This window comes from Burkholderia sp. SRS-W-2-2016, assembly GCF_001931485.1.
Lineage (GTDB): Bacteria > Pseudomonadota > Gammaproteobacteria > Burkholderiales > Burkholderiaceae > Paraburkholderia.
The window spans coordinates 57,600-80,342 of sequence record NZ_MSDV01000040.1 but is presented as its reverse complement, the minus strand read 5'-3'; the positions used below and the strand labels follow the sequence as shown (position 1 = coordinate 80,342).

Sequence of the window (22,743 nt, the reverse complement as noted above, 5' to 3'; positions counted from 1 at the left end):
TAGCTTGCTATGATCGCGGGATGCATTTATCCCGCACCCGCGCGCCTGCGCCGCACACGGTGCGCACACTCCGGGCCGCGCGGCCCCAACAGGACGGCAATCACAATGGCAGCAGACATGGACGTCAAGCAGCGCTTTTTTCCGCATACCCAGGATGAACTGAAGGAAATCGCCTCGGACATCCTCCGTCACGCGAAGGCGCTCGGCGGCACCGACGCCGCGACCGAAATCTCCGAAGGCGACGGCCTGTCCGTCTCGGTGCGCCGCGGCGAGGTCGAGACGATCGAGCACAACCGCGACAAGATGGTCGGCGTGACGGTGTTCATCGGCAACAAGCGCGGCAATGCGAGCACCTCGGATTTCTCGTCGCAGGCGCTCAAGGACACGGTGGCGGCCGCGTACAACATCGCGCGCTTTACCGCCGAAGACGATTGCGCGGGCCTCGCCGAAGCCGAGCTGCTCGAAACCGCGCCGCGCGATCTCGATCTGTATCACCCGTGGAATCTGTCGGCCGATGAAGCGGTCGAAATCGCCCGCCGCGCCGAAGACGCCGCGTTCGCGACCGATCCGCAGATCAAGAATTCGGAAGGCGCGAGCGTGTCGGCGCAGCACTCGCAGTTCGTGCTGGCTACCTCGCGCGGTTTTCTGTCCGGCTATCCGTACTCGCGCCATTACATCGCGTGCGCGCCGATCGCTGGTAGCGGGCGCAACATGCAGCGCGACGACTGGTACACGTCGACCCGCAGCGCCGACCAGCTCGCCGATCCGGAAGCGGTCGGCCGCTATGCCGCGCAGCGCGCGCTCGCCCGCATCGGCGCGCGCGGGCTCGACACCCGCAAGGTGCCGGTGCTGTTCGAAGCGCCGCTCGCGGCGGGGCTGCTCGGCGCATTCGTGCAGGCGACCAGCGGCGGCGCGCTGTATCGCAAGACCTCGTTCCTCGTCGACAGCCTCGGCAAGCCGGTGTTCGCGCCGCACGTGCAAGTGGTCGAGGATCCGCACGTCGCGCGCGCAATGGGCAGCGCGCCGTTCGACGAAGAGGGCGTGCGCACCCGCCAGCGCTCGGTCGTGAAAGACGGCGTGGTCGAAGGCTATTTCCTGTCGACCTACTCGGCGCGCAAGCTCGGCATGCAGACCACCGGCAACGCGGGCGGCTCGCACAACCTGTCGCTGCTGAGCTCGAACACGCGCCCGGAAGACGACTTCGAGGCGATGCTGAAAAAGCTCGGCACCGGTCTGCTGCTGACCGAACTGATGGGCCAAGGCGTGAACTACGTGACCGGCGACTACTCGCGCGGCGCGTCGGGCTTCTGGGTCGAGAACGGCAAGATCCAGTATCCGGTCGAGGAGATCACGGTCGCGAGCACGCTGCAGGAGATGTTCCGCCATATCGTCGCGATCGGCGCGGACACGATCACGCGCGGCACCAAGCAGACCGGCTCGGTGCTGATCGAACGGATGACGATCGCCGGGCAGTGAGCGCCGCGTTAGCGGTGCGGTAAAAGAAAAACGCCACGCATTTGCGTGGCGTTTTTTATTGGGTGCGTGGCGCGGGCCCGGGCCTAAGCGCTGAGCCCCAGGCGCTTTGTTCAACCGTCCTTGCGCTGATAGGTAACGAACGCGTAGTCGAAGTCGTTCGGCGCGTTCGAGTGATGCGCTTCGCGCGCGACTTCTTCCCAGACGTCGCGATCGATCGCCGGAAAGGTCGCGTCGCCGTCGAAGTCGGCCGCGATCTCGGTGACGATCAGCTTGTCCGCGTGCAGCAGGCCCTCCTGATACAACTGCGCGCCGCCGATCAGAAACGCCTGCGGCGCCTGATCCTGGCCGGCCAGACGCAGCGCGTCGTCGAGATTGGTCGCGGTGTCGCAGCCCTGAAAGCGGCGTGCCCCGTCGCGCGTGACGACGATGTTGCGGCGCCCCGGCAGCGGCCGGCCGATCGATTCGTGCGTCTTGCGGCCCATGATGATGGGCGCGCCCATCGTGGTGCGCTTGAAGAACTTCAGGTCTTCGGGCAGTCGCCAGGGCAACTGGTTGTCGCGGCCGATCACGCCGTTGCTGGCGCGAGCGACGATCAGGGTGAGCGTCGTCATCGAGTGGAGAGAGGAGGGTAATCGAACGATTCTACCCGACGCGCCCGCGCGCGCCGGCGCGCGCGGTGCGTGCCGCTCACCGCTGCGCCGGCTCGTCCGCGCCGAATGGCCCTTTCTCGTCCACGCCAGCGAGTTCGCGCAGTCCATGCACGCCCATCAGCCGGTACAGCGTGACGCGCGAAATATTCAGGTCCGCGGCCGCCTCGGTCAGCCGGTGCCGGTGCCGCAGCAGCGCCGCCTCGATCGCGCGCTTCTCGGCCGCCTCGCGCGCCTGCGTGAGCGTGATGCTCTGCTGCTCGGTGTAGCCCGCGAGGTCGAGGTCCGCCGCGGAGATCATCTTGTTCTCGGCCATCACGATCGCGCGGCGCACCCGGTTGATCAGTTCGCGCACGTTGCCGGGCCAGCCGTAGTTGTAAAGCGCCTCGATCGCCGACGGCGTGAAGCCGCGAATCTTGCGCGCGTTGTCGGTCTTGAACTTGTGCAGGATGTGGTACGCGAGGATTTCGATGTCCTTGCCGCGTGTGCGCAGCGGCGGTTCGTCGACGCGCAGCACGCACAGCCGGTGAAACAGGTCCGCGCGGAACTGGCCGTCGCGCATCGCGCCTTCGAGATCGACGTGGGTCGCCGAGATGATCCGCACGTCGACCGGGATCGATTCGCGCCCGCCGAGCCGCTCGATCTTGCCCTCCTGCAAAAAGCGCAGCAGGCTCGCCTGGCTCTCCAGCGGCAGATCGCCGATTTCGTCGAGAAACAGCGTGCCGCCGTCGGCCGCTTCGACCCGGCCGATCTTGCGCTGGTTCGCGCCGGTGAACGCGCCGCGCTCGTAGCCGAACAGTTCGGATTGCAGAAGGTGATGCGGAATCGCGCCGCAGTTGATCGCCATGAACGGCGCCTTGCGGCGCGGCGAGCGTTCGTGAATCGCCAGCGCGGTGAGCTCCTTGCCGGTGCCCGACTCGCCGGAGATGAACACGCTCGCGTCGGTGTTGGCGACCTTGCGGATCGTGCGAAACAGCTGCTGCATCGCCTCGCAGGTGCCGACCATTTCTTCGTCGCCCGCTTCGCTCGCGGGCGGCGGCAGTTCCGGGTCGCACAGCGTGACCATGCCGAACGCGTGGCCGGCGAGGTAATCGATCGTCGCGTGCGCGGCCGGCAGCTTCACGAAGTCGAAGCAGAAGTGGCGCACCAGCCGGCGCACCAGCGGATCGTTCAGCCGCTCGTTGCTCGCCAGCGCGATCCAGCCGACCTGCTGTTGGCGCAGGCTCAGTTCGAGTCCGCCGATCTCGCGCGGCGCGAAACTCGCCAGATCGACGATGCCCGCGCACGCCTGATCGGGCTTCACGAGCCGCCCGAGCTCGTGCGCGGAGCGCGCGGCCGCGACCTGCCAGCCGCGGCTTTTCAGATGCGCGAGCAGGGTTTCGTCGGGCGTGCGCGCGACGTACAGCAGCAGACGTTCGACCCGGCGCTCCTGCGGCACCGCGAGCGACAGATGCGATCCCGCGGACGCCACCGCGGCCACACTGGTTAGATGAGGTGATTCACGCACGTTCGACCTCGCATCGTTGGCACGTCAGAAGGTGTACGGAAAGCGCACGCCGACCACGAAGTTCGGCGCGTCGGGGGTGAGCCCGATCGACACCGCGCCGTTGATCGTCAGGTGCTTGTTCACGACGTGGTTCAGGCCAAAATTCATCGCGGCGGCGGTGGTCTCGCTGCCCGGCACCTTCGTGTAGGAGCCGCCCGGCGCGCGCGTCTTCGACTCGGGTTCGAGCGCCATCGTGAACGAGATGCTGGCCGAATCCTTGTCGGAGAACGCCAGAGCGACGCCGCCGCCGAACTGTACGATGTCGCCGAGCTTGACCGTCGCCGGCTCGACTTGCCCCTGCACCGACGAGATATCGGCGAACGAGCGCGCGAGGTTGTAGGTGTACGAAACACTGCCGAACAGCACGACCGGGTCGTAGGTCTTCAGCACCGAGAGTCCCGCGGTGATGTTCCAGAAACCGGTGCCGGTCGGCAGCTTGGTCGGCGCGACGAGGTTGGTGTTGTCGGCGTCGACCTGCACGACCTTCTGGCCGAACGGCGAGGTGCCGGTCGGCGCCTTCACGCGCAGGCTGCCGACGATGTCCGGCATGCTGTTGGTCTCGCGCACGAACTGGTAGTACATGCCGAAGTTCACGTCGCCCAGATCGTGGCTCGATACCGTCGCGTCCGACAGCGAGCTCGCCGCGCCGCCCGCGCCGCCGACGATGAAATTGCTGCGCCGGTAGATGTACGGCACGTCGACGTCGACGCTGATGCGGTCGGTCAGGCCGTAGCGCGTGTCGAGGTCGGCCATCACCTGGTGCGACTTGGTCTGGCCGAGATTGATGTTGCCGAGAAAGATCGCGTCGAGCGCGAGGAAGCCGGACAGCTGCAACTGGCGACGGTCGTAATAGGTGTCGCTGATGCCGAAGTCCATCGTCAGCTTGTGGTCGAACAGCGGCGCGTGTTCGCGCTGCACGACCGCCTGCTCGGCCTGGGTGCGCACCGGCTCGGCCGCGCGCTGGGTCTGGCCGACCGCGCCGCTGCCGTCGGTGGCGGGCGGCAGGCCGCCGGCCGTGCTGCTGGTGTCGGGCGCGGGCGGATTGACCGGCACGCCGGTCGCGGTGCCGGTGCTGCCGGCCGGCGCGGGCGCCCCCGGGGTGATCTGCGCGAGCGGCGGCAGCGGCACCGGCAGCCCGTCGGCGCCGGGCTGCTCGGCGAGCGCGGCAGTCCCCGAGGCCCCCGCCGCCCCCGCGCCGGGCAGGCCGCGGCCGCGTTGCGACATCTCGAGTTGGGTAACCTGGCGTTCGAGCGAGTGAATCTGCCGCTGCTGCTCGTCCACCACGCGCATCAGCGTATTCAAACGGTCTTCCAGCGACTGGTTGGCGAGCGATTGCGCGCTCGCCGATTGCGAAAGGGCCCATAGCATCGCGGCGGCCGGAATGGCCGCCAACGCCAGCCTTGGCGCCTTTGTCAGTGACACGTTTTTCATCTTGTACTCCCCCGGTGTTCCGGCCGCGCGCTTCCCTCGCGCGGCCGTATCTTTACTGCTGGTGCTGCAGTACGCGGGTGGCGGCCCGCGGGGTTCACCTCCTGTTCTGCAATGCCTGTAGTACGCCGAGCTGACGGAGCATCGAAGCCGACATCTGCTGCGTTTGCAGATGCAGTTGCAGGGCGTTGGCGACTTGCTGGTTATTGCCTGCAATCTGCAGCAACTGGGCGATCTGCCCGTTGGCCGGCGCGATGGTCTGGGTGGCGAGCCCAGCCGGTGTTTGCAGCGTGACGTTCACGCCGTTGCTGCCGAACGAGATGCCGGCTTTCACCGAGCCGGTCGAATTGCTGGCCGCGGCCGCCGGCGCATTGGCCGAAGCCGCGAGCATTGCAGCGTTGTTGTTGAAATCGATCAGCGCCGAGTTGACGCCGCTGTTGCGGTCGCCCGCGACCTGGGTGACTTGCGATACGCCGTTCACGCTGATGCTCTGGCCGCCGTTCACGTACGCATTCGGATTGGCGCCCCAATCCGCCCCATAGCCGCCGCGGCCGTGCGTCTCGCCAGTCACGCTGGCGGACGTGCTGACCGAGCTGACGAGCTGCCCGCGCGCGTTCTGCGTCGCGCTGAGGGTGCCCTGCGCGAGCGCGCTCACGCCGTTGGGCAGGCGCCACTGCGAAATGACGTTCAGCACGAAGCCGGAGATCATCGTGGCGCCGGCGTACTTGCCGGTCTGGGCCGCGAGCACGTCGTCGCCGACGAGCTGCACGGTGAGCGGCGCGGCTCCGGCCGCGCGCGGTATCGACAGGTCGGGGGCCGCCGGCGCGGCGCCTCCTTCCGACGCCCGGGCGAGGCCGCCGGTGCCGCATGCAACGGCACAGAGCACCACCCCAAGCTGTTTCAGGTGTGACTTCATGACGGGATCAGAACATGTCTGCCTTGTTCAAGCCGTACTCGAAAAAGGGAGTCGCGGCGTTGCCGGCTGCCAGCGCAGCGGCGCGCAACTTCAGCGCGAGCGACTCGTTGTCCTGCAACAGCGGTGAATCCTCCCTGAACGGTTTGCCGAGGACCGCGAACACCAGACCGTTCCAGGTCTTCGCGAAGTCCTCCTCGAGCACGATGCGATTGCCGAGCGCCGGGTCCGCGATGAACACGCGGCCGTCCTGCGCATGCTTGACGATCACGAAATGCTCGTACCCGTCGATGTTCATCAGAACCATCACGGGAATCTGCAGGTGGTGGAGCGCGTCGAGGGTGACGCGAAAGCCGCGGCCGCGCAGGCCGATGGTCTCGACGAAGTTCTTCATGTCGAGCATCGAGAAGCCGTTTTTCTCGACTACTTCGGGCTTCGAGAACACCATCATCCGGCGAATCAGTTCGGTCTCCGGAATATCGATGCCATAGCCGTACTTGAGGAGGGTGGCGAGCGCCGCCGCGCCGCAGCTGTAGTCGAACTGCTGATTGACGATATGGCGGTAGCGCAGATCGCGCATCGAGCGGATCGGCTTGTGGAGCGGCACGCCGACGAGCGTGGACGTGTCGATGCTCGACTGTGCGGCGGCCTGGCCCGCGCACAGCATGCAGCCTGCCAGCGCTACGGCGAACGGTAGCGCCGGGAACCCCTTCAACCCGGTCATGCTGGTCTCCTGCCCGAAAACGCCGGCAGCTTCTGCGGCTGCCGGCGGGTCCTCCCGACTGCTTTTAAGGCTTCTTCTGCTGTGCTGCGGTTGTTGCTGCTCCGGCTTAGTGGCCGCTGTTCAGCGCGGCGATCGCCAGACCGTTGTGCTGCAGGTTGCCCGCGCCGCCGGCGATGTTCACGCCGATGTTGCCGGACGCGCCGTGCAGGCTGTCGGCGCCGAGCATCGCGGTGCCCTGGAATTGCCCGCGCACCGTCATGGTCGAGGTTTGCGAGTTGTCATCCGTGGCGACCATCGCGGTGGTCATCGCGCGGCCCGGCGAGGTCGTCGTCACCGCGCCGGCAAGGCTGTTGTTCTGCACGTTGCCGATACCGGCCGCGACGTTCACGCCGACGTTGCCCGTCACCCCCGACAGCGAGCCGTTGCCGACCGACGCGTTGAGGTTGAAGTTGTTGATGCGGGCATTGCCGCCGGACGACTGCACGTTGAAGTCCTGTGCATTGCCGAACACGTTGCCGATGTCGACCGACGCGAGCGACACGTCGTTGCTCTGCGCGTTGCTGATGCCTTCCGCGATGTTCACGCCGAGATTGCCCGACACGTTGTTGGCCGCGTTGGCGCCGGTGGTCGCGGTCAGTGTGGCGGCCTGCTGGGTATTGATGTGCTGGGTGACCGAGCCGCGAGTCGTCACGTCGGTGGTCGCCATGGTGGCGTCGACGCCCCACGCGGCGCCGTACGCATCGCTCGACGACGAGCGGCTGCGCGAATAGCTGGACGACTGCGCGCTGACCGCCGCGGAGCCCGAGCCTTCGCTTGCGGTGTAGCCCCACGCGCGGCCCCGGCCGGATGCTTCGCTGGCTTCGTAGCCGCCGGCGACGCCCGACGAGTTCGAGTAGCCCGACTCGCGATAGCCGGCCTGCAGGTTGCCGCTTTCGCGGAACGAGCCGTTGCCGTGCGAGTACGTGTTGTGGCCGTTGCTGTAGCTATAGCTGCCGCCGACCGAGCCGCCCGCCGAGATCTGCCCGCCCGAGTTCTGGCTGGTGTGCGAGAAGCCGCCTTCGATGCCGGCCGCCTGCTGGCTCGTCTGATAGCCGCCGCCCGTCACCGTGGCGCTCTGGCTGCCGTAGCGGTAGCTGCCCGACGCCTGCATGCCCTGCGAGTTCGAGCTCGAGCTCGAGTGGCTTTGCGTCGTGAACGCGTAGGCGGTGCCGCTGCCGCGCACCGAACTGCGGTTGTTGTTGATGGTGGTGGTCACGGTGCCGGTCGTGTAGGTCTGCGCCTGCGGATCGAGCGACGCGTTGACGTTGACCGACTGGGTGTTGTTGATCACCGCGCCGGCCGTGCTCGACACGTGCACGCAGCCATACAGCCCGACCAGTCCTTCCACGCCGACCATCTCACCGACCGCCGTGCCGTTGAACAGCCAGGCTTTCTGCGGTGCGGCAAACGCGCTGCCGGATGCGGCAACGAGAACGGCTGCTGCAATAAGAGTGCGCTTCATGATTCGCTCCGATACTTAAGTGTGATCAGTTAAAAAAAGTGCCCGCCGGGGGACGGAGCACAAAACTGTTTGCCGTGGCATTACCGGCGCCGGCTGCCTGGTTGATCTGCACGACTCCGCTCACGTTGCGAAAGGCCTCACTGGAAATGCTCGCCTCGCGCACGCCTTGAGAACCGTGGGACTGCCCCAGACTCCCGCTTCTCGCGGCCGTTGCGGATAGCTCCCCATCCGCGACGGTCTCGACTCCGAGCGCGGCAGTCCCGATGACGGTGCTGTTGCGCTGCAGATTTCCTGCTCCGGCCGACTGGTTCACGAGAACCGCGCCGGAGGTATTCGAAAACGCGTTGGCTTCGATCGAAACCTGGGCGCGCGGCACCTTCGCGGCGACCGGCGCGCTTTGCACGCTCGCGTTGGCGTTGCCGATCGGCGCGCCGTTGGTGATCGTGATCTGGTTGGCCTGGACGTTGTCGAGGCCGGCCGTTTCGTTGACCGTGAACGCGCCGGTCACGCCCGCGCCCGCGCCGGTGCCGATCGTCGCGGTCGCCGGGACGACGGGGAGCGACTGGGCGGCGACATCGCTCGCGGTGAGCGTCGCGGCGCCAAGGCAGAAGCCGATGCTTGCGCACAGGGCGGTGCGCAGCCAGCGGGCGGTGCGGACCTCGGCGGCGGGCCGCGGGCCGCCACGGAAACGAGCGGCGCGCGGCTTCATTTCAAACCTCCGAGCGTGCCGCCGAGCACGTTCGACAACGGCGCGAGCGCGCCCGTCACCGATGAGCTGATGGTGCCGCCGATACCCGTCGCCGGTCCGCCGATCGCGCCCGAGTTCAACGGCACCGTGCTGCCGGTCGCGCGGCCGCTGAGGATCTGCGCGACCGCCTGCATGCCGGTGCCGCCGAGCGCGCCGCCGCTCGCGACACCGCTGGACCCGTGCGCATTCGTCAGATCGGTGTCGCCCACGAGGGTGGCGATCGCCGGATTGAACGAGTTGGCCGGGAAAGTGGTGGCGCGTACCGCGACCGGGTCCTGGTCGCGCGGCACGGGGACGAAGGCATCGCGCGGCGTGATGCTGCGCTCGACGATGATGTCGCCCGGATTGACGACCTGTTCGGCGCGCGCATCGCTGGCGCAGCATGCGAGGAAGAGGGCGGTGACGAGCGCGGCGGCGGCGATGCTGCCCGCCGGGGCGATGGACGCGCGGGGCGGCGCGCCGCGAAGCGACGCCGTCGCGAGCCATGAGGCGAGCGGCGTCCGAAGGGTGGTAGTCATGTCCCGGTCCTTCCTCTTCTGTCTTGTATCCCGCCGGTCCGCGCGGGTTGCCTCTCCCGTGCGGCCGGTCCTGCATTGCCTGGTCTTGAATTACTTTTCGTGCTGCGGGTACTTGTCTGAAGCAGTTGCTGTGTTGCCGTGTTGCTTGCGCGCGACATGCGCATCGGCGATGAGCGGCCGGCTATTTGCGCTGGTAAGTCGCGACGTTGCCCTGGGCCGCGCGCGCGGCGTCGACCGGGACCGGCAGCGGCGACGGCGGCGCGATCTCGTCCCACAACGTCACCTGATTGCCGCCGACGTGCCGCAGCTGCGGCGTCGCGGCGACCATCAACATGCCGATCGCGCCGCCGCGTTGGCGCGACAGCACCTGGTCGTCGAGCGAAATATCGTTCACTGTTGCAGCATCGGCGGCCGGCGCCGGCGCCTGGGCGGCGAGCTGGCTCGTGTCGTCGGTGGCGGCGAGTGGAGTGGACTGTGAGTCGCTGGACGCGAGGCCGGCGCTCTCGCCGCTATCCGCCAGCGTGGCCGATTCGGCCTGTGGGGCCGTTGTGCTCTGCGCGCCGGCTGCGGCCGACCATGCGCTCGAGATGAGCGCCGCGCAGATCGCAACATATGAGGCTCGCCTGATCGTATCGATGCGGAATGCGAATCGCATGATGTGTCTCCCTTGTGCCGGGCATTTAGCGAAACATGTGCCATCGCTCGCAATCCTTTGATACGTCGAGAACGCGGATACATAACGCGACGTAATGGGTCGCAAATTGCGAAAAAACGTTTCAGCACTGAAACGGCGAGCAGAAAATACCTATAATCCGTTAATCGCCGAGGTACTAAGTACCTTCGCGGAAGGCGGTAAAAGCGCCTGATCTATTCTTTTATTTGTCGGCTGAATAAATGTAAATCGCCCGCTGCGCCTTGATGGGTAAGGGGTCCCCGATTAAATTCGCATAATTGTTTTCGAAGCGGCGCACGTATAGTAAGCTCTCGAAAACAGCATCAGATTTAAAAAAGCACCATAACAAGCCGTCTCAAACACACACGCCGCTTTCTGGGGATCAGCTGTCCGCACGGAATGGAATGGCCGTTCGGTTTGCGTGCATCGCGAAGCCGAATGGGTCAGCGTGTCTGAACCACAGTTTCAGGTGCATGCGTCGTCCTAAACGTTCGTTGACGAGAGGATCTGAATAATGGAACCCGCAACGCGGCAACTGATTTACGTTTCCCGCGATCCGAGCGCGGAGTTGAATACGCGTTTTTTGCAGCGCGGCTGGCATGTCGAAGTCGTCGGATCGGCGCGCGATGCACGCCGCGCGGTCCGTACCGGCATGGCGGCGGGCGGTCTGCTCGACCTTTCCAGCGATTTCCAGCCGCATGAAATCGCCGCTTTCGAATCCTGTCTGACCATGCCGAACGTCGGCTGGGTCGCGGCCACGGCACCCGGCCAGCTGCAGGACGCGGCGTTGCGCCGGCTGGTTCGCGACTACTGCTTCGATTACGTGACCGTGCCCTATGCGGGCGATCGCATCGTCGACTCCGTCGGCCACGCGTACGGGATGATCTCGCTCGGCGAGACCGCGTCGAACGACGGCTCGCAGGGTGCCGAGGGCGAGATGGTCGGCTCGTGCGACGCGATGCTCGCGCTGTTCCGCTCGATCCGCAAGGTCGCGATGACCGACGCGCCGGTGTTCATCTCCGGCGAATCGGGCACCGGCAAGGAGCTGACCGCGGTCGCGATTCATGAACGCTCGGCGCGTCGCAACGCGCCGTTCGTGCCGATCAACTGCGGCGCGATTCCGCCGCATCTTCTGCAATCCGAACTGTTCGGCTACGAGCGCGGCGCGTTCACCGGCGCGAATCAACGCAAGATCGGCCGGGTCGAAGCGGCCAACGGCGGCACGCTGTTTCTCGATGAAATCGGCGACCTGCCGCTCGAAAGCCAGGCGAGCCTGCTGCGCTTTTTGCAGGAGCGCAAGGTCGAGCGGCTCGGCGGCCATACGGCGATCGACGTCGACGTGCGGATCATTTCGGCAACTCACGTCGACATGACCGCGGCGATGATCGAAGGGCGTTTCCGTTCCGACCTGTATCACCGGCTGTGCGTGCTGCAGATCGACGAGCCGCCGCTGCGCGCGCGCGGCAAGGACATCGAGCTGCTCGCGCGGCACATGCTCGAACGCTTCAAGAAGGATGCGAGTCGCCGGCTGCGCGGCTTCGCGCCCGACGCGATCGCGGCACTGCATAACTACGGCTGGCCCGGCAACGTGCGCGAGCTGATCAACCGGGTGCGTCGCGCGATCGTGATGTCGGAGGGACGCGCGATCACCGCGCGCGATCTCGAACTCGCCGAATACGTCGAGATCGTGCCGGTGTCGCTCGCGCAGGCACGCGAGGCGGCCGAGCGGCAGGCGATCGAACTCGCGCTGCTGCGGCATCGCGGGCGTCTCGGCGACGCGGCGCAGGAACTCGGGATTTCGCGGGTCACGCTGTATCGGCTGCTGTGCTCGCATGGGATGCGGCATATGGAAGGCGAGCCGATGGCCGCGCCGCATGGCGATTTGCCGGCTTCGGTGCAGCATCTTTGATGCGCTTGTGATGCGCTTGTGATGCGCTCGACTTGCGGCGAGCCGCGGCGATGAGCGTCAGTGGGTGAGCGGGGCGGCTGACGGTGGTGGCTGGCCGTCGGGTCGTCGCCGGTGGTTGCTGTGCTCGTTTCGTCTGCCTGTTTCGCGCCGCTTCGTGCGGCGCTTGCCATCTCTCTCCCGATCTCGATTCCCCGCCTTTTCCAGCGCGCTACGCCATCCCCGGGCGTGCTCCGGTCGCGCTTGTTAGAATCCGGTTTTTGCCCAATCAGGCGGTGCATTTCGAATCCGGCTCGCGAGTCCGGTTTGCTAGCTGGATTCGCCAGCTCGATGCGCGCCGCGCCGAAGGAACCCCGCATGAAACAATACCTGGACCTCGTCCGCACGATTCTCGACACCGGCACGTGGCAGGAAAACCGTACCGGCATCCGCACCATCAGCATGCCCGGCGCGATGCTGCGCTTCGATCTGCAGCAGGGCTTTCCGGCGGTGACGACGAAGAAGCTCGCGTTCAAGTCGGCGATCGGCGAACTGGTCGGGTTTCTGCGCGCGTCGCGCAGCGCCGCGGATTTTCGGGCGCTCGGCTGCAAGGTGTGGGACGGCAACGCGAACCAGAACGAGAAGTGGCTCGCCAATCCGTATCGCGAAGGCCCCGACGATCTCGGCGATGTGTATGGCGTGCAATGGCGTCAATGGCCTGCGTACAAGGTGCTCGACGCCGGCGCGAGCGCGCAGCTCGCCGACGCGCAGGCGCGCGGTTTCCGCGTCATCACCCAATTCGACGAAGATGGCCGCTCGAAGGTGCTGCTTTACAAGGCGATCGATCAGCTGCGCCAGTGCCTCGACACCATCATGCAGAACCCGGCTGACCGACGGATTCTGTTTCACGCGTGGAATCCGGCGGTGCTCGATCAGATCGCGCTGCCGGCGTGTCATCTGCTGTATCAGTTCCTGCCGAACGTCGCGCGCCGCGAGATTTCGCTGTGCCTGTATATCCGCAGCAACGATGTCGGGCTGGGGACGCCGTTCAATCTGACCGAGGGCGCGGCGCTGCTGCATCTGGTTGGCCGGCTGACCGGCTATACGCCGCGCTGGTTCAGCTATTTCATCGGCGATGCGCATATCTACGAGAACCAGCTCGACATGTTGCAGCAGCAGCTCACGCGCGAGCCCTATGAGAGCCCGCAACTGGCGATTTCGGAGCGTGTGCCCGAGTACGCGAAGACCGGCGTGTACGAACCGGAGTGGCTGGAGAAGATCGAGCCGGCGGATTTCTCGCTGGTCGGCTACCGGCATCACGAGCCGTTGACGGCGCCGATGGCGATTTGATTGCGGTTGACGGTTGACCGCAGGCGCTTGTGCTTGCGTTGCTGAAGTGAAAACCCCCGTGAGGTTTGGGCCTCACGGGGGTTTTTTGTTGGTGGGGCGGGGTTGGGTTGGGGGGCGGCGGTCGCCGTTGCCGGTGCGCTACCGATGGCGATGGTCGCGGCGGCGTCGGCGTTAGCCGAGACGGGGTTGGACCGGCGACGGCGCCCAGCGCACTTACCCCCTGTGGCGTTCGTCGTGGTTACCGCCGCCTTGGTGCTGCTCGGCGCGTTGTGGTTGTTGCTGCGGTTGCGGGCGCGGCTGCTGGACCTGCTTAGGCCGCGGTTCGGGGCGTGGCTGCTGCATCTGCGGACGCGGTTCGGGGCGCGCCTGCTGTATCGGTTGCGGCCGCGGCTCGAAGCGCGGTTGCTGCGCTTGCTGGAACTGCGGCTGCGGCGCAGGTTGCGCATGGGGCACAAAGCGCGGCTGCTGAGCTTGCTGAACCTGTGGCTCCGGCCGAGGCTGCGGCGCCGGCTGCGCACGGGGCACAAAGCGCGGCTGCTGAGCTTGCTGAACCAGTGGCTCCGGCCGAGGTTGCGGCGCCGGCTGCGCACGCGGCTCGAAACGCGGCTGCTGAGCCTGCTGGTTTTGCGACTCCGACCGCAACTGCTGCGCCTGTTGCTGCGGCGGCTCCATGCGAGGCGGCTGTTGCGCAGACGGCATCGTCTGCGGGTGTCCATCCGGCTGTCGAGCCTGCTGCTGCGCGGCGGGATTTTGCGGCGGATGCGGGACGCCGGCCTGCTGCGCGAAGCCCGGTTGTCCCGCGCGCTGCGGACCGCCAGACTCCCCGCGCTGAGCCTGCTGTTCCATTGGCGCATGCGACTGCGTCCACGCCGGCTGCGAGCGGCCGACCGCGCCCCATACCTGTGGCGCACTATGCTGCTGCAGATACCCGCTTGCACCCGGATGCGCGCCGCTTGCCTGCGGCGGTCGCGGCACCCCGTTCGACGTGGGCGCGATCTGGCTGAACTGACCGGGTTGGCGGCCGGGCTGCCCGTTCGCACCCGCCATCCCCGGCGCACCCGCCGCCATCCCCGGCGGCCGTCCGGGCACATGCGACTGCACGACCCGCACGTTCGCAACCGGCAGCGCAGCACCACGCGCACCCGGCACACCCGGCATCCCCGGCGCACCGCCCATCTGCGCGGGCACCGCGGTCCTCACGACCGGCTGGCCGCCGCCCGGCACCCGTCCACCGCCTTGCGCGAAGCGCTGCGCGAGGTCGTCGTGATAGGCGGCCGGCAGCGCGGGATTGCGCGTCGCGACCACCGGTCGCGCGGCGAGGCTCGCCGGCGGCCGATAGTTCGCGCGTCGCAGATCCGCGCCGAAGCTTTCCCGCACCGGCGCGATCCCCGGCGCGCCCGGGTTGATCCGCGCGTTGTGCCACTGACGCGGATCGACCTTCTGCGCGAAGCGTCCGGCCGGCTGGCCGCGCACGAACGCGGTCGTCGGCATCGCGGTCAGGCCGCCCGGCGCCCGGTAGTTCACGTAAGTGTTGTTGTGGATGTGCACGTCGCGGCGATAGTCGTTGACGAGCGCCGGGCGGTTCACGCGATCGTAATAGCCGCGGCTCCAGCGCTCGCGTCCGCCGCCCCAGTGCGGGTGCCACGGCTCGCCGGGTCCGAGCGGGAACCACGCGACGCCGGCCGCGACCGCGCCGCCGAGCGCCAGATTCACGCCCCAGTCGACGCCGCCATCGTCCTCGCCGTCGCCGACGAACCCGACCAGCGCCGGCGCATAGACCGGCGGCGCGCCGGCCGCGAGCGGGCCCGGCACCCACGCCCAGCTTTCGTCGAACGACACCCAGCGGCCGTAGTGGTACGGCGCGAAGCCCCACGGCTGATCGTCGACCCAGGTCCAGCCCCACGGCGCCTGCCAGACCCAGTGGCCGTCGCGGTACGGCGCCCAGCCGGCCGGCGTCGCGCGCGGGGTCCATACCGCGCCGTACTGCGGGGTCTCGCGCCACGTGCCGTTGGCGTCGAGGTCCTGGTAGCCCGGGATCTCGCGCGACACGTAGCGGGCCGACACCGAGCGGTCTTCGCTCGCGTCGCGGGTGGCGGCCCACTGGTCGAGCTCGTCGGGGCCGGGCGCGCGGGCGTCGGACAGCTGTTGCAGGCCGGTGCCGGCGAAGCGGATCTGCTGACCCGCCGCGATCGGCGCCTGGCCGCCGTCGCCATAAGCGACCGCGCTGCCGCTGCGCACCGTCACGCTGGTGCTGCTGCCGTCGGGCGCGACGTCGACCCGGTAGTCGCCGGGGCCGTTCATGCCGAGCGCGAGGTTCGGCGTGTCGATTTCATACGACGAGCCCGGCGCGAGTTCGCGCACGCGGGTCGACAGCGTGCCTTGCGCGACCTTGAGCTGCGCGCTGGTGTCGTCGAGGTTCAGCACGTCGAGGCTGGTGTTTTCGCCCAGACGCACCGCGGTCGAGCCGATGTGCAGTTCGGAGCGCGCGTTCTGGTCGTTCCAGAGCTGGTCGCCGGTCGTCAGCGGCCGGTTGATCTGCGCGTACGACCAGTCGCTCGCGCCGGCCGGCTCGGTGGTCACGGTGCCGGCCATGTAGTTCAGGCGCGCGATCCGTCCCGGCGGATCGCCGTCCGGTGCGGCGGCGAGCGCGGCCGTGGACGACGGGGCGGGCGGTGCTTCCTGCGCGAAGCCGGGCTGCGCGGCGAGCGCGACGACGGCGGCGGCGATCAGCGAATAGCCGGCCACCTGGTGCGAAATTCGAGGCTTGTTGGGGGGCGGGGCGAGCGGTTTCATGGCGGGGGTCTCCGGCGGATGCGGCGAGCCGCCGAATCCTCGCTTCACTGTAGCCGCCGCCTATGTTTCAAGGGGTCCACTTTTGTAAGGTGGCTTCGCACGCGGTAACAAAAGGTCTCGGGCAGCGCAACGCTGTAGCCGGCCGTCATCCGCGCGAGCAGCGGGAGCGGTCGCGGCTCGACATTTGCGCATCCGATCATGGTCAGCGGGTCCGCGCGCCGGCACCCCTAGCCCGCCAGAAACGCATCGAATTGCTGCTGCCCCGCCGGCGTGACGCGCAGCACCCGCGGCCGCTGGGTCCGCTCGACCCAGCCATGCGCCGACCACGCCTCGAGCAGCGCGGCGCCGAGCGCGCCGCCCAGGTGCGGGCGACGCACGCTCCAATCGGGGCACGTGCACGCGAAGCGGCGCCGGCGGCTGTGCTGCGTGGACAGATCGATGCCCCACGCGGCGAAGCGTTCGGCGCCTTGCGCGGTCGCATCGAGCGATGCGCCGTGCAGCGTCAGCAGCCCTTGTTCGAGCATCCGCTCGTAGAGCCGCACCGACAGCTCGCCGGCCATATGGTCGTAGCAGGTGCGCGCGTAGCGCATTTCCAGCGGCACCGTGCGCGCGGGACGCGGCGCGGCCCGCTGCGGCGCGCTGACCTGCGCGACGTTGGCGAGCGCCTCGATCGACGCGGCGATCTCCGCCGACGCAATGCGGAAATAGCGATGCCGTCCGCGCACTTCGAGCGCGAGCAGGCCGCCGTCGGTGAGCCGCGCGAGGTGCGCGCTCGCCGCCGACGGCGACAGTCCCGCGATCATCGTCAGTTCGCCGGCGGGGCGGGCGCTGCCGTCCATCAGCGCCCACAGCATCGCGGCACGGCCGGGGTCGGCGAGCAGCGCGCCGATGCGGCTCAGGCCGGGGAAGTGGTTGTGGTCGTCCGCGAGTGGGGTGGTCATCGGGGTCTCCTGAAGCGGTGAGGGCGTGTTTCCACTGTACCCGCGCGGCGGATTCGACGTTTCAGGCTCGCATGAACAATCGAATCCGGCGGATTCGGGTCACCGCCCGCGTTCCGGCGTCGCCGCATCCCGCCAGGCTAGAATCGAAATCTGTCTTTGCAGGAATATGCCGTGATGAAAACGCTACTGATCGCCGCCGCGGCGGTTCTGCTGTTCAGCGCCTGCGCTCAGGGCGGGGCCGGTTCGGGCTCGGCCGGCAGCGGCCACATCGAGATGTACGGCACGATCGACCAGGGCATCAGCTTCCGCAACTAGCGCCGAAGCTCGAGGCCACGCAGCCGCCCGCAATATTGCGCTCGTATAATCGCCTCCTTTCAACGCATCCGCTTGACCGGAGCCAAGATGAGCACTCTTTCCACAGCACCGCTGGACCGTTCGGAAACCACCTTCCGCTTTCTCGCCGAGCCGACCTCGGTCAACTTCGGCGGCAAGGTGCACGGCGGCGCGCTGATGAAGTGGATCGACGAAACCGCCTACGCGTGCGCGGCGGTGTGGTCGGGGCGTTATTGCGTGACGGTCAGCGTCGGCAACATCCGCTTCCGCCGGCCGATCCTCGTCGGCAATCTGGTCGAATTGCGCGCGCGGGTCGTCGCGACCGGGCGCACCAGCATGCATATCCACGTGTCGGTGCAGGCGGGCGATCCGAAGGGCGGCGAGCTGCTGCAGACCACCGACTGCCTCGTCGTGATGGTCGCCGTCAATGAGAACGGCCATCCGGTTCCGGTGCCCGCGTTCGTGCCGCAAACCGATGAACAGAAGCGCCTTGCCAAGTACGCGATGGACGTGAAGGAAGCGCTCGACGCGATCGTCGAGCTGAAGCCGGAAGAAGTGGCGCAGGGGAAGATCTGAAGCGCGGTGGGCGGCGCGCTAACCGCCACGCCGCCCACCCGGCTAACCCACCGCTAGCTACAGCGCCAGCGCCGCTTCCTCACCCAGCGCCGCCTCCCACCATATCCTTCGGCCGCACCCACTCCTCGAACTGCTGCTCGGTCACGTAACCGAGCGCGAGCGCGGCCGCCTTCAGCGTCGTGCCTTCCTTGTGCGCCTTCTTCGCGATCTGCGCGGCCTTGTCGTAGCCGATGTGCGGATTGAGCGCGGTCACCAGCATCAGCGATTCGTTCAGCAGCGTATCGATGCGCTCGCGATTCGGCTCGATCCCGACCGCGCAGTTATCGTTGAAGCTCTGCGCGCCGTCGGCCAGCAGCCGCACCGACTGCAGTACGTTGTGCGCGATCATCGGACGAAACACGTTCAGCTCGAAGTTGCCGCTCGCGCCGCCGATGTTCACCGCGACGTCGTTGCCGAACACCTGCGCGCACAGCATCGTCAGCGCTTCGGACTGGGTCGGATTGACCTTGCCCGGCATGATCGAGCTGCCCGGTTCGTTCTCCGGAATCGACAGCTCGCCCAGCCCGCAGCGCGGCCCGCTGGCGAGCCAGCGCACGTCGTTGGCGATCTTGTTCAGGCTCGCGGCGACCGTCTTCAGCGCGCCGTGCGCGAACACCAGTGCATCGGCGGCCGCCATCACCTCGAACTTGTTCGGCGCCGACACGAACGGCAGGCCGGTCAGCTTGCCGATCGCGGCCGCCACCGCGTCGGCGAACTTCGGATGCGCGTTGAGCCCGGTGCCGACCGCGGTGCCGCCCTGCGCGAGTTCGTACAGATGCGGCAGCGCCGATTCGACGTGGCGGATCCCGTGCTCGAGCTGAGCGACGTAGCCGGAAAACTCCTGGCCGAGCGTCAGTGGGGTCGCGTCCTGCAGGTGCGTGCGGCCGATCTTGACGACCTCGGCGAACGCCCTGGCCTTGCCGTCGAGCGTATCGCGCAGCGTCTTCAGCGCGGGCAGCAGATGCTTGACGATCGCGTCGGCGGCGGCCACGTGCATCGCGGTCGGAAACACGTCGTTCGACGACTGGCCGCGGTTCACGTCGTCGTTCGGATGGACCTTGCGGGCCTCGCCGCGCTCGCCGCCGAGCAGCTCGCTCGCGCGGTTCGCGATCACCTCGTTCAGGTTCATGTTGGTCTGGGTGCCGGAGCCGGTCTGCCAGACCGCGAGCGGGAATTCGCCCGGATGCTTACCGGCGATGATCTCGTCGGCCGCCTGCATGATCGCGCGGGCCTTCTGCTCGTCGAGCACGCCGAGGCCCAGGTTGACCTCCGCGGCCGCGCGCTTGACCACGGCCAGCGCGGTGACCAGTTCGGGCGACTGCTTCTCGGTCGAAATCTTGAAGTTCTGCAGCGAGCGCTGGGTTTGCGCGCCCCACAGGCGGGCGTTCGGCACCGCGATTTCGCCGAACGTGTCGCGTTCCATCCGTACGTCTTCAGTCATGTTTCGCTCCGCTTCTCATAGTTCCGCTCATGGTTTTGCTCATAGTTCCGCTCATAGTTCTGAGTTGACAGGCAATAACGAGAATAGACCCGTTAGCGCGTTCCGGTAGAAACCCGCCTGCGGATCGAAGATATAGGTGCGCTTCTGGCCGTTTTCGACGTCCGTCCACACCAGCGGCGACAGCGGCGCGCCGATCGAGCGCAGATACGCGAGCTGGTTCGCATCGGCGAGCGTCACGCGATAGCTCTGCCCGGGCTCGATCGCGCGGCCGAAAATCTGCGCGACCTGTTGCGCGAGTTCGGGGCTATGGATCACCAGCGCGAGTTCGGTGTTCAGATTCGCCGAGCGCGGGTCGAGATTCATCGAGCCGATCACCAGAATCTGCTGGTCGATCACGTAGGTCTTCGCATGCAGGCTCGCGCGCGAGTGCGAGCCCATCACACCCGCGCGCGGCGACTCCTGGTTCGGTTTGAACTCGTACAGTTCGACGCCGGCTTTCAGCAGCGGCACCCGGAACGGGCTGTAGCCGGCCTGCACGGCGACCGCGTCGGTGGCGGCCAGCGAATTGGTCAGGACTGCGATCCGGACACCGCGTTGCGTGAGCTCGCTGGCCGCCTGCACGCCCGCGTCGTGCGGCACGAAGTACGGCGACACGATCAGGAAGTCGTGGCGCGCGTCGCGCAGCAGCTCGCGCAGCCGCTGCATCGGCGGACTCACGTAATCGGGCGACGGCTGTTCGATCTTCTCCGGCCGGTCCACCTTGAACTCGGCGCTCGCCCACGTGAGGCCGAGCTGTTCATTCGTGATCTGCGCGGCGAGCGGGGTCGCGTTCAACGGCTTCGCGTTGTACGGATCGGCATTGGTGCGCCAGTGCTGACGCAGATCGTCGCGGGTCTGATCGAGTTCGTGCGGATCGAACTTCTGCTTGTTCAGCACGCTCAGCGGATAGGCGAGGCCGCTGTTCCAGTAGTCGTCGAAACTGGCCGACACGTCGGCGACGATCGGGCCCGCCGCCAGCACGTCGAGATCGCGAAACTGCAGCGTTTCGCTCGCGCTGAAATATTCGTCGCCGAGATTACGGCCGCCGACGATCGCCAGCTGGTTGTCCGCGATCATCGCCTTGTTGTGCATGCGCCGCGTGAAGTGGCCGATCTGCGTGAACAGGTTGGTGGTGCGCTCGAACATCCCCTCCTGCGCGCTGCCGAACGGATTGAACACGCGGATTTCGATCTTGTCGTGCGTGTTCAGGCCGGCCATCAGGCGGTCGATGTCCTTGAAGTTCAGATCGTCGACCAGCATCCGCACCCGCACGCCGTGATCGGCCGCGTATAACGCCGCGCCGAGCAGCAGCTTGCCGGTGGTGTCCTCGTTGGCGATGTAGTACTGCATATCGAGGGTTCTAGTCGCCGCGCGGGCAAGCGCGATGCGCATCTGCAGCGCGTCGGTGCCGCTCGCCAGCACGCGAAAGCCCGACTGTTGCGGATGCTTCGCTTCGAGCGGCGCGAGCGCGGCGCGCAGCGGCGTGTCGGTGGTGGCGGGCAGCGCGTGGCTGACGGGGCGCTCGTATGCGGTGGCGGGCGGCCGCGTTGCGCAGGCGGTCAAAAATGCCGCCGTGCAGAGCAGCAGGAAAAACTGTCTCGTTGTGCTGATTATCGGCTGGCGGCGCAGCGCGCGCCGTTGCTGTTCGAATTGCCCCTGCACGCTGTTTTCCCCTTGTTTTGCAAGCTTTTCGTGGCGGCGCGACGGCTCGCTCACGCGGTCGAGAAAGCCATTCTAAGGGGAATTGGGGCGCGTGTTGGGCGTTGTTCGGTGGCGCGGGGAAGGGTGGGGAGCGCGGCTTGCCCGGCGGGTGGTCATGCTGTGTCGGATGTCGCGCGGAGTGCGGATTCAGACGCCGTCTCCCCCAAGTTATGCGGTGGAGGAGACGGCCTGTGTTGCCGGTTGCTGCTGGCCGGAGCGAACGTTGCTGCGTTCGTAGCCGAGGCCACGGATATTGCGGAGAGGCATGGCGTGGACCCGGGTGCGACAGGCGCCGTCAGATGCGGTCGCGTTCGTCACGCGTGTTCGAGAGCCGCCTGCATGAGCCGCGCTGGTGCGCCGCCTTCGCGAGTCCTGTCCGTCGGCCAGTTCGATCAGCCGCGTTCCGCGCCGAACAGACGCTTGCCGTCCGCGTGCGTCGAACCCTTCGCCGGACGACCCGCCCAGAAGCCCGCCAGCAGCGAGCCCGACAGGTTGTGCCAGACCGAGAACAGCGCGCCCGGCAGCGCCGCGAGCGGCGTGAAGTACAGCTTGCCGAGGGTCGCCGCGAGGCCGGAGTTCTGCATCCCGACTTCGATCGCGAGGGTGCGGCAGATCGCTTCGTCGAAGCCGAGCAGACGCCCGCCCCAGTAGCCGCCGAGCAGGCCGATGCCGTTGTGCAGCACCACCCCGAGCATCACCACGAGGCCGACCGACGCAATGCTCTTCTGCGTGCCGCCGACCACCGCGCCGATGATCAGGATGATCGCGACCATCGACACCAGCGGCAGGATCGGTTCGATCTTGCGCACCAGCTTGCCGAACAGATGATTGACGACGAGGCCGACCACGATCGGCAGCGCGACGATCTGCAGGATGCTCATCAGCATCCCGTGCACGTCGACGACGATCGACGCGTCGACATACAGACGCGTGAGCAGCGGCGTCGCGAACACGCCGACCAGCGTCGACAGCGCGCTGATCGTCACCGACAGCGCGACGTCGCCGCGCGCCAGATAGATCATCACGTTCGACGCGGTGCCGCTCGCGACGCTGCCGACCAGCACCATGCCGGCGGTCAGATCGGGCGGCATGCGCAGCGCCTTGGCGATCACCCACGCGGCGAGCGGCATCACGAGGTAGTGCAGCACGATGCCGGCGATCACCGGCGCCGGGCGCGTGAACACGCGCAGGAAGTCGGACGCGGACAGCGTGACGCCCATCGCCAGCATGATGATCGTCAGCAGCGTGGTGACGTGCGGCGCGATGCCGGAGAACGAGGCCGGCGAGAAATACGCGGCGACTGAAACGAGCACGGCCCAGAGCGGGAACAGGCGGGTGACGCGGGCAAGCATGGGGGGTGGTCCTTGGTTATGTTTTATTGCGAGAAAAAGGCATGACGGTGGCCCGACGCGGCATTTTGCCGGGCGCGGATCGGCGCCCGCATGCCGAGGCGGGATTTTACCTTTTGCAG

General features: G+C 67.4%; 19 protein-coding genes. 5 read left to right on the top strand and 14 right to left on the bottom strand.

Features of this window, described 5'->3' with window-relative positions; translation table 11 throughout:
• The first annotated feature begins 105 nt into the window (after positions 1–105).
• A complete protein-coding gene (gene pmbA, locus BTH42_RS18345) occupies positions 106–1,476 on the top strand; it encodes a metalloprotease PmbA (RefSeq protein ID WP_075301946.1) in 1,371 nt (456 codons plus the stop codon).
• A 110-nt stretch (positions 1,477–1,586) separates the two neighbouring features.
• On the opposite strand, the gene BTH42_RS18340 is transcribed toward pmbA, so the two are convergent.
• The 9 genes from BTH42_RS18340 to BTH42_RS18300 form a co-directional block, all read right to left on the bottom strand.
• Entirely contained in the window at positions 1,587–2,087 is a 501-nt protein-coding gene (locus BTH42_RS18340) for a dihydrofolate reductase (RefSeq protein WP_075301944.1), read from the bottom strand.
• Between the two features lie 76 nt (positions 2,088–2,163).
• Positions 2,164–3,630 (bottom strand): sigma-54 dependent transcriptional regulator, encoded by a 1,467-nt coding sequence (locus BTH42_RS18335; protein ID WP_143752108.1) that lies wholly within the window; start codon positions 3,628–3,630, stop codon positions 2,164–2,166.
• Between the two features lie 24 nt (positions 3,631–3,654).
• Positions 3,655–5,100 (bottom strand): hypothetical protein, encoded by a 1,446-nt coding sequence (locus BTH42_RS18330; RefSeq protein ID WP_075301942.1) that lies wholly within the window; start codon positions 5,098–5,100, stop codon positions 3,655–3,657.
• Positions 5,101–5,194: 94 nt separating this feature from the next.
• Positions 5,195–6,013, bottom strand: a complete 819-nt coding sequence (locus BTH42_RS18325; protein WP_075301940.1) for a peptidase C39 — start codon at positions 6,011–6,013, stop codon at positions 5,195–5,197.
• Between the two features lie 7 nt (positions 6,014–6,020).
• Complete coding sequence (locus BTH42_RS18320) at positions 6,021–6,734, bottom strand: C39 family peptidase (protein WP_075301938.1); 714 nt, start codon at positions 6,732–6,734, stop codon at positions 6,021–6,023.
• A gap of 106 nt (positions 6,735–6,840) precedes the next feature.
• Positions 6,841–8,235, bottom strand: coding sequence for a hypothetical protein (locus BTH42_RS18315; protein ID WP_075301936.1), 1,395 nt, complete (start codon positions 8,233–8,235; stop codon positions 6,841–6,843).
• Between the two features lie 25 nt (positions 8,236–8,260).
• Positions 8,261–8,944 carry a hypothetical protein gene (locus tag BTH42_RS18310; protein ID WP_256702090.1) on the bottom strand — a complete coding sequence of 228 codons (684 nt, stop codon included), beginning with the start codon at positions 8,942–8,944 and terminating at the stop codon, positions 8,261–8,263.
• Complete coding sequence (locus BTH42_RS18305) at positions 8,941–9,501, bottom strand: hypothetical protein (RefSeq protein ID WP_075301934.1); 561 nt, start codon at positions 9,499–9,501, stop codon at positions 8,941–8,943. Before BTH42_RS18305 ends, BTH42_RS18310 begins: the two co-directional genes overlap by 4 nt.
• A 181-nt stretch (positions 9,502–9,682) precedes the next feature.
• A complete protein-coding gene (locus BTH42_RS18300) occupies positions 9,683–10,156 on the bottom strand; it encodes a hypothetical protein (RefSeq protein ID WP_075301932.1) in 474 nt (157 codons plus the stop codon).
• A gap of 532 nt (positions 10,157–10,688) precedes the next feature.
• Here BTH42_RS18300 and BTH42_RS18295 point away from each other — a divergent pair.
• Both BTH42_RS18295 and BTH42_RS18290 read left to right on the top strand, forming a co-directional pair.
• Positions 10,689–12,083, top strand: a complete 1,395-nt coding sequence (locus tag BTH42_RS18295; RefSeq protein ID WP_075301930.1) for a sigma-54 dependent transcriptional regulator — start codon at positions 10,689–10,691, stop codon at positions 12,081–12,083.
• Positions 12,084–12,437: 354 nt separating this feature from the next.
• The gene (locus BTH42_RS18290; protein ID WP_075301928.1) at positions 12,438–13,409 is read left to right on the top strand and encodes a thymidylate synthase; all 972 of its coding nucleotides are present in this window, start codon (positions 12,438–12,440) and stop codon (positions 13,407–13,409) included.
• Between the two features lie 213 nt (positions 13,410–13,622).
• On the opposite strand, the gene BTH42_RS18285 is transcribed toward BTH42_RS18290, so the two are convergent.
• Both BTH42_RS18285 and BTH42_RS18280 read right to left on the bottom strand, forming a co-directional pair.
• Positions 13,623–16,202 (bottom strand): DUF6600 domain-containing protein, encoded by a 2,580-nt coding sequence (locus BTH42_RS18285; RefSeq protein WP_075301926.1) that lies wholly within the window; start codon positions 16,200–16,202, stop codon positions 13,623–13,625.
• 227 nt (positions 16,203–16,429) lie between these two features.
• A complete protein-coding gene (locus BTH42_RS18280; protein WP_075301924.1) occupies positions 16,430–17,143 on the bottom strand; it encodes a helix-turn-helix transcriptional regulator in 714 nt (237 codons plus the stop codon).
• A 174-nt stretch (positions 17,144–17,317) separates the two neighbouring features.
• Here BTH42_RS18280 and BTH42_RS35515 point away from each other — a divergent pair, with 174 nt between their 5' ends.
• Together BTH42_RS35515 and BTH42_RS18275 are read left to right on the top strand one after the other, a co-directional pair.
• Positions 17,318–17,458 (top strand): hypothetical protein, encoded by a 141-nt coding sequence (locus BTH42_RS35515; protein WP_178392195.1) that lies wholly within the window; start codon positions 17,318–17,320, stop codon positions 17,456–17,458.
• Between the two features lie 87 nt (positions 17,459–17,545).
• Entirely contained in the window at positions 17,546–18,052 is a 507-nt protein-coding gene (locus BTH42_RS18275; RefSeq protein ID WP_075301922.1) for an acyl-CoA thioesterase, read from the top strand.
• A 79-nt stretch (positions 18,053–18,131) separates the two neighbouring features.
• Here the strand turns inward: BTH42_RS18275 and fumC are convergent, their stop codons facing one another.
• The 3 genes from fumC to BTH42_RS18260 all read right to left on the bottom strand — a co-directional run bounded on the left by fumC (position 18,132) and on the right by BTH42_RS18260 (position 22,624).
• Positions 18,132–19,532: a class II fumarate hydratase gene (gene fumC, locus BTH42_RS18270; protein ID WP_075301920.1), complete on the bottom strand. Its 1,401-nt coding sequence runs from the start codon at positions 19,530–19,532 to the stop codon at positions 18,132–18,134.
• Between the two features lie 51 nt (positions 19,533–19,583).
• Positions 19,584–21,185 carry a phospholipase D family protein gene (locus tag BTH42_RS18265; protein ID WP_372237270.1) on the bottom strand — a complete coding sequence of 534 codons (1,602 nt, stop codon included), beginning with the start codon at positions 21,183–21,185 and terminating at the stop codon, positions 19,584–19,586.
• Between the two features lie 479 nt (positions 21,186–21,664).
• The gene (locus BTH42_RS18260) at positions 21,665–22,624 is read right to left on the bottom strand and encodes a bile acid:sodium symporter family protein (RefSeq protein WP_075301919.1); all 960 of its coding nucleotides are present in this window, start codon (positions 22,622–22,624) and stop codon (positions 21,665–21,667) included.
• Between the last annotated feature and the right edge of the window lie 119 nt (positions 22,625–22,743).

Excerpts from the sequence above, each read along its gene's own strand:
- pmbA (WP_075301946.1), top strand. The coding sequence starts at position 106 with ATGGCAGCAGACATGGACGTCAAGCAGCGCTTTTTTCCGCATACCCAG.
- BTH42_RS18340 (WP_075301944.1), bottom strand. The coding sequence starts at position 2,087 with ATGACGACGCTCACCCTGATCGTCGCTCGCGCCAGCAACGGCGTGATC.
- BTH42_RS18330 (WP_075301942.1), bottom strand. The coding sequence starts at position 5,100 with ATGAAAAACGTGTCACTGACAAAGGCGCCAAGGCTGGCGTTGGCGGCC.
- BTH42_RS18325 (WP_075301940.1), bottom strand. The coding sequence starts at position 6,013 with ATGAAGTCACACCTGAAACAGCTTGGGGTGGTGCTCTGTGCCGTTGCA.
- BTH42_RS18320 (WP_075301938.1), bottom strand. The coding sequence starts at position 6,734 with ATGACCGGGTTGAAGGGGTTCCCGGCGCTACCGTTCGCCGTAGCGCTG.
- BTH42_RS18315 (WP_075301936.1), bottom strand. The coding sequence starts at position 8,235 with ATGAAGCGCACTCTTATTGCAGCAGCCGTTCTCGTTGCCGCATCCGGC.
- BTH42_RS18310 (WP_256702090.1), bottom strand. The coding sequence starts at position 8,944 with ATGAAGCCGCGCGCCGCTCGTTTCCGTGGCGGCCCGCGGCCCGCCGCC.
- BTH42_RS18305 (WP_075301934.1), bottom strand. The coding sequence starts at position 9,501 with ATGACTACCACCCTTCGGACGCCGCTCGCCTCATGGCTCGCGACGGCG.
- BTH42_RS18300 (WP_075301932.1), bottom strand. The coding sequence starts at position 10,156 with ATGCGATTCGCATTCCGCATCGATACGATCAGGCGAGCCTCATATGTT.
- BTH42_RS18295 (WP_075301930.1), top strand. The coding sequence starts at position 10,689 with ATGGAACCCGCAACGCGGCAACTGATTTACGTTTCCCGCGATCCGAGC.
- BTH42_RS18290 (WP_075301928.1), top strand. The coding sequence starts at position 12,438 with ATGAAACAATACCTGGACCTCGTCCGCACGATTCTCGACACCGGCACG.
- BTH42_RS18285 (WP_075301926.1), bottom strand. The coding sequence starts at position 16,202 with ATGAAACCGCTCGCCCCGCCCCCCAACAAGCCTCGAATTTCGCACCAG.
- BTH42_RS18280 (WP_075301924.1), bottom strand. The coding sequence starts at position 17,143 with ATGACCACCCCACTCGCGGACGACCACAACCACTTCCCCGGCCTGAGC.
- BTH42_RS35515 (WP_178392195.1), top strand. The coding sequence starts at position 17,318 with ATGAAAACGCTACTGATCGCCGCCGCGGCGGTTCTGCTGTTCAGCGCC.
- BTH42_RS18275 (WP_075301922.1), top strand. The coding sequence starts at position 17,546 with ATGAGCACTCTTTCCACAGCACCGCTGGACCGTTCGGAAACCACCTTC.
- fumC (WP_075301920.1), bottom strand. The coding sequence starts at position 19,532 with ATGACTGAAGACGTACGGATGGAACGCGACACGTTCGGCGAAATCGCG.
- BTH42_RS18260 (WP_075301919.1), bottom strand. The coding sequence starts at position 22,624 with ATGCTTGCCCGCGTCACCCGCCTGTTCCCGCTCTGGGCCGTGCTCGTT.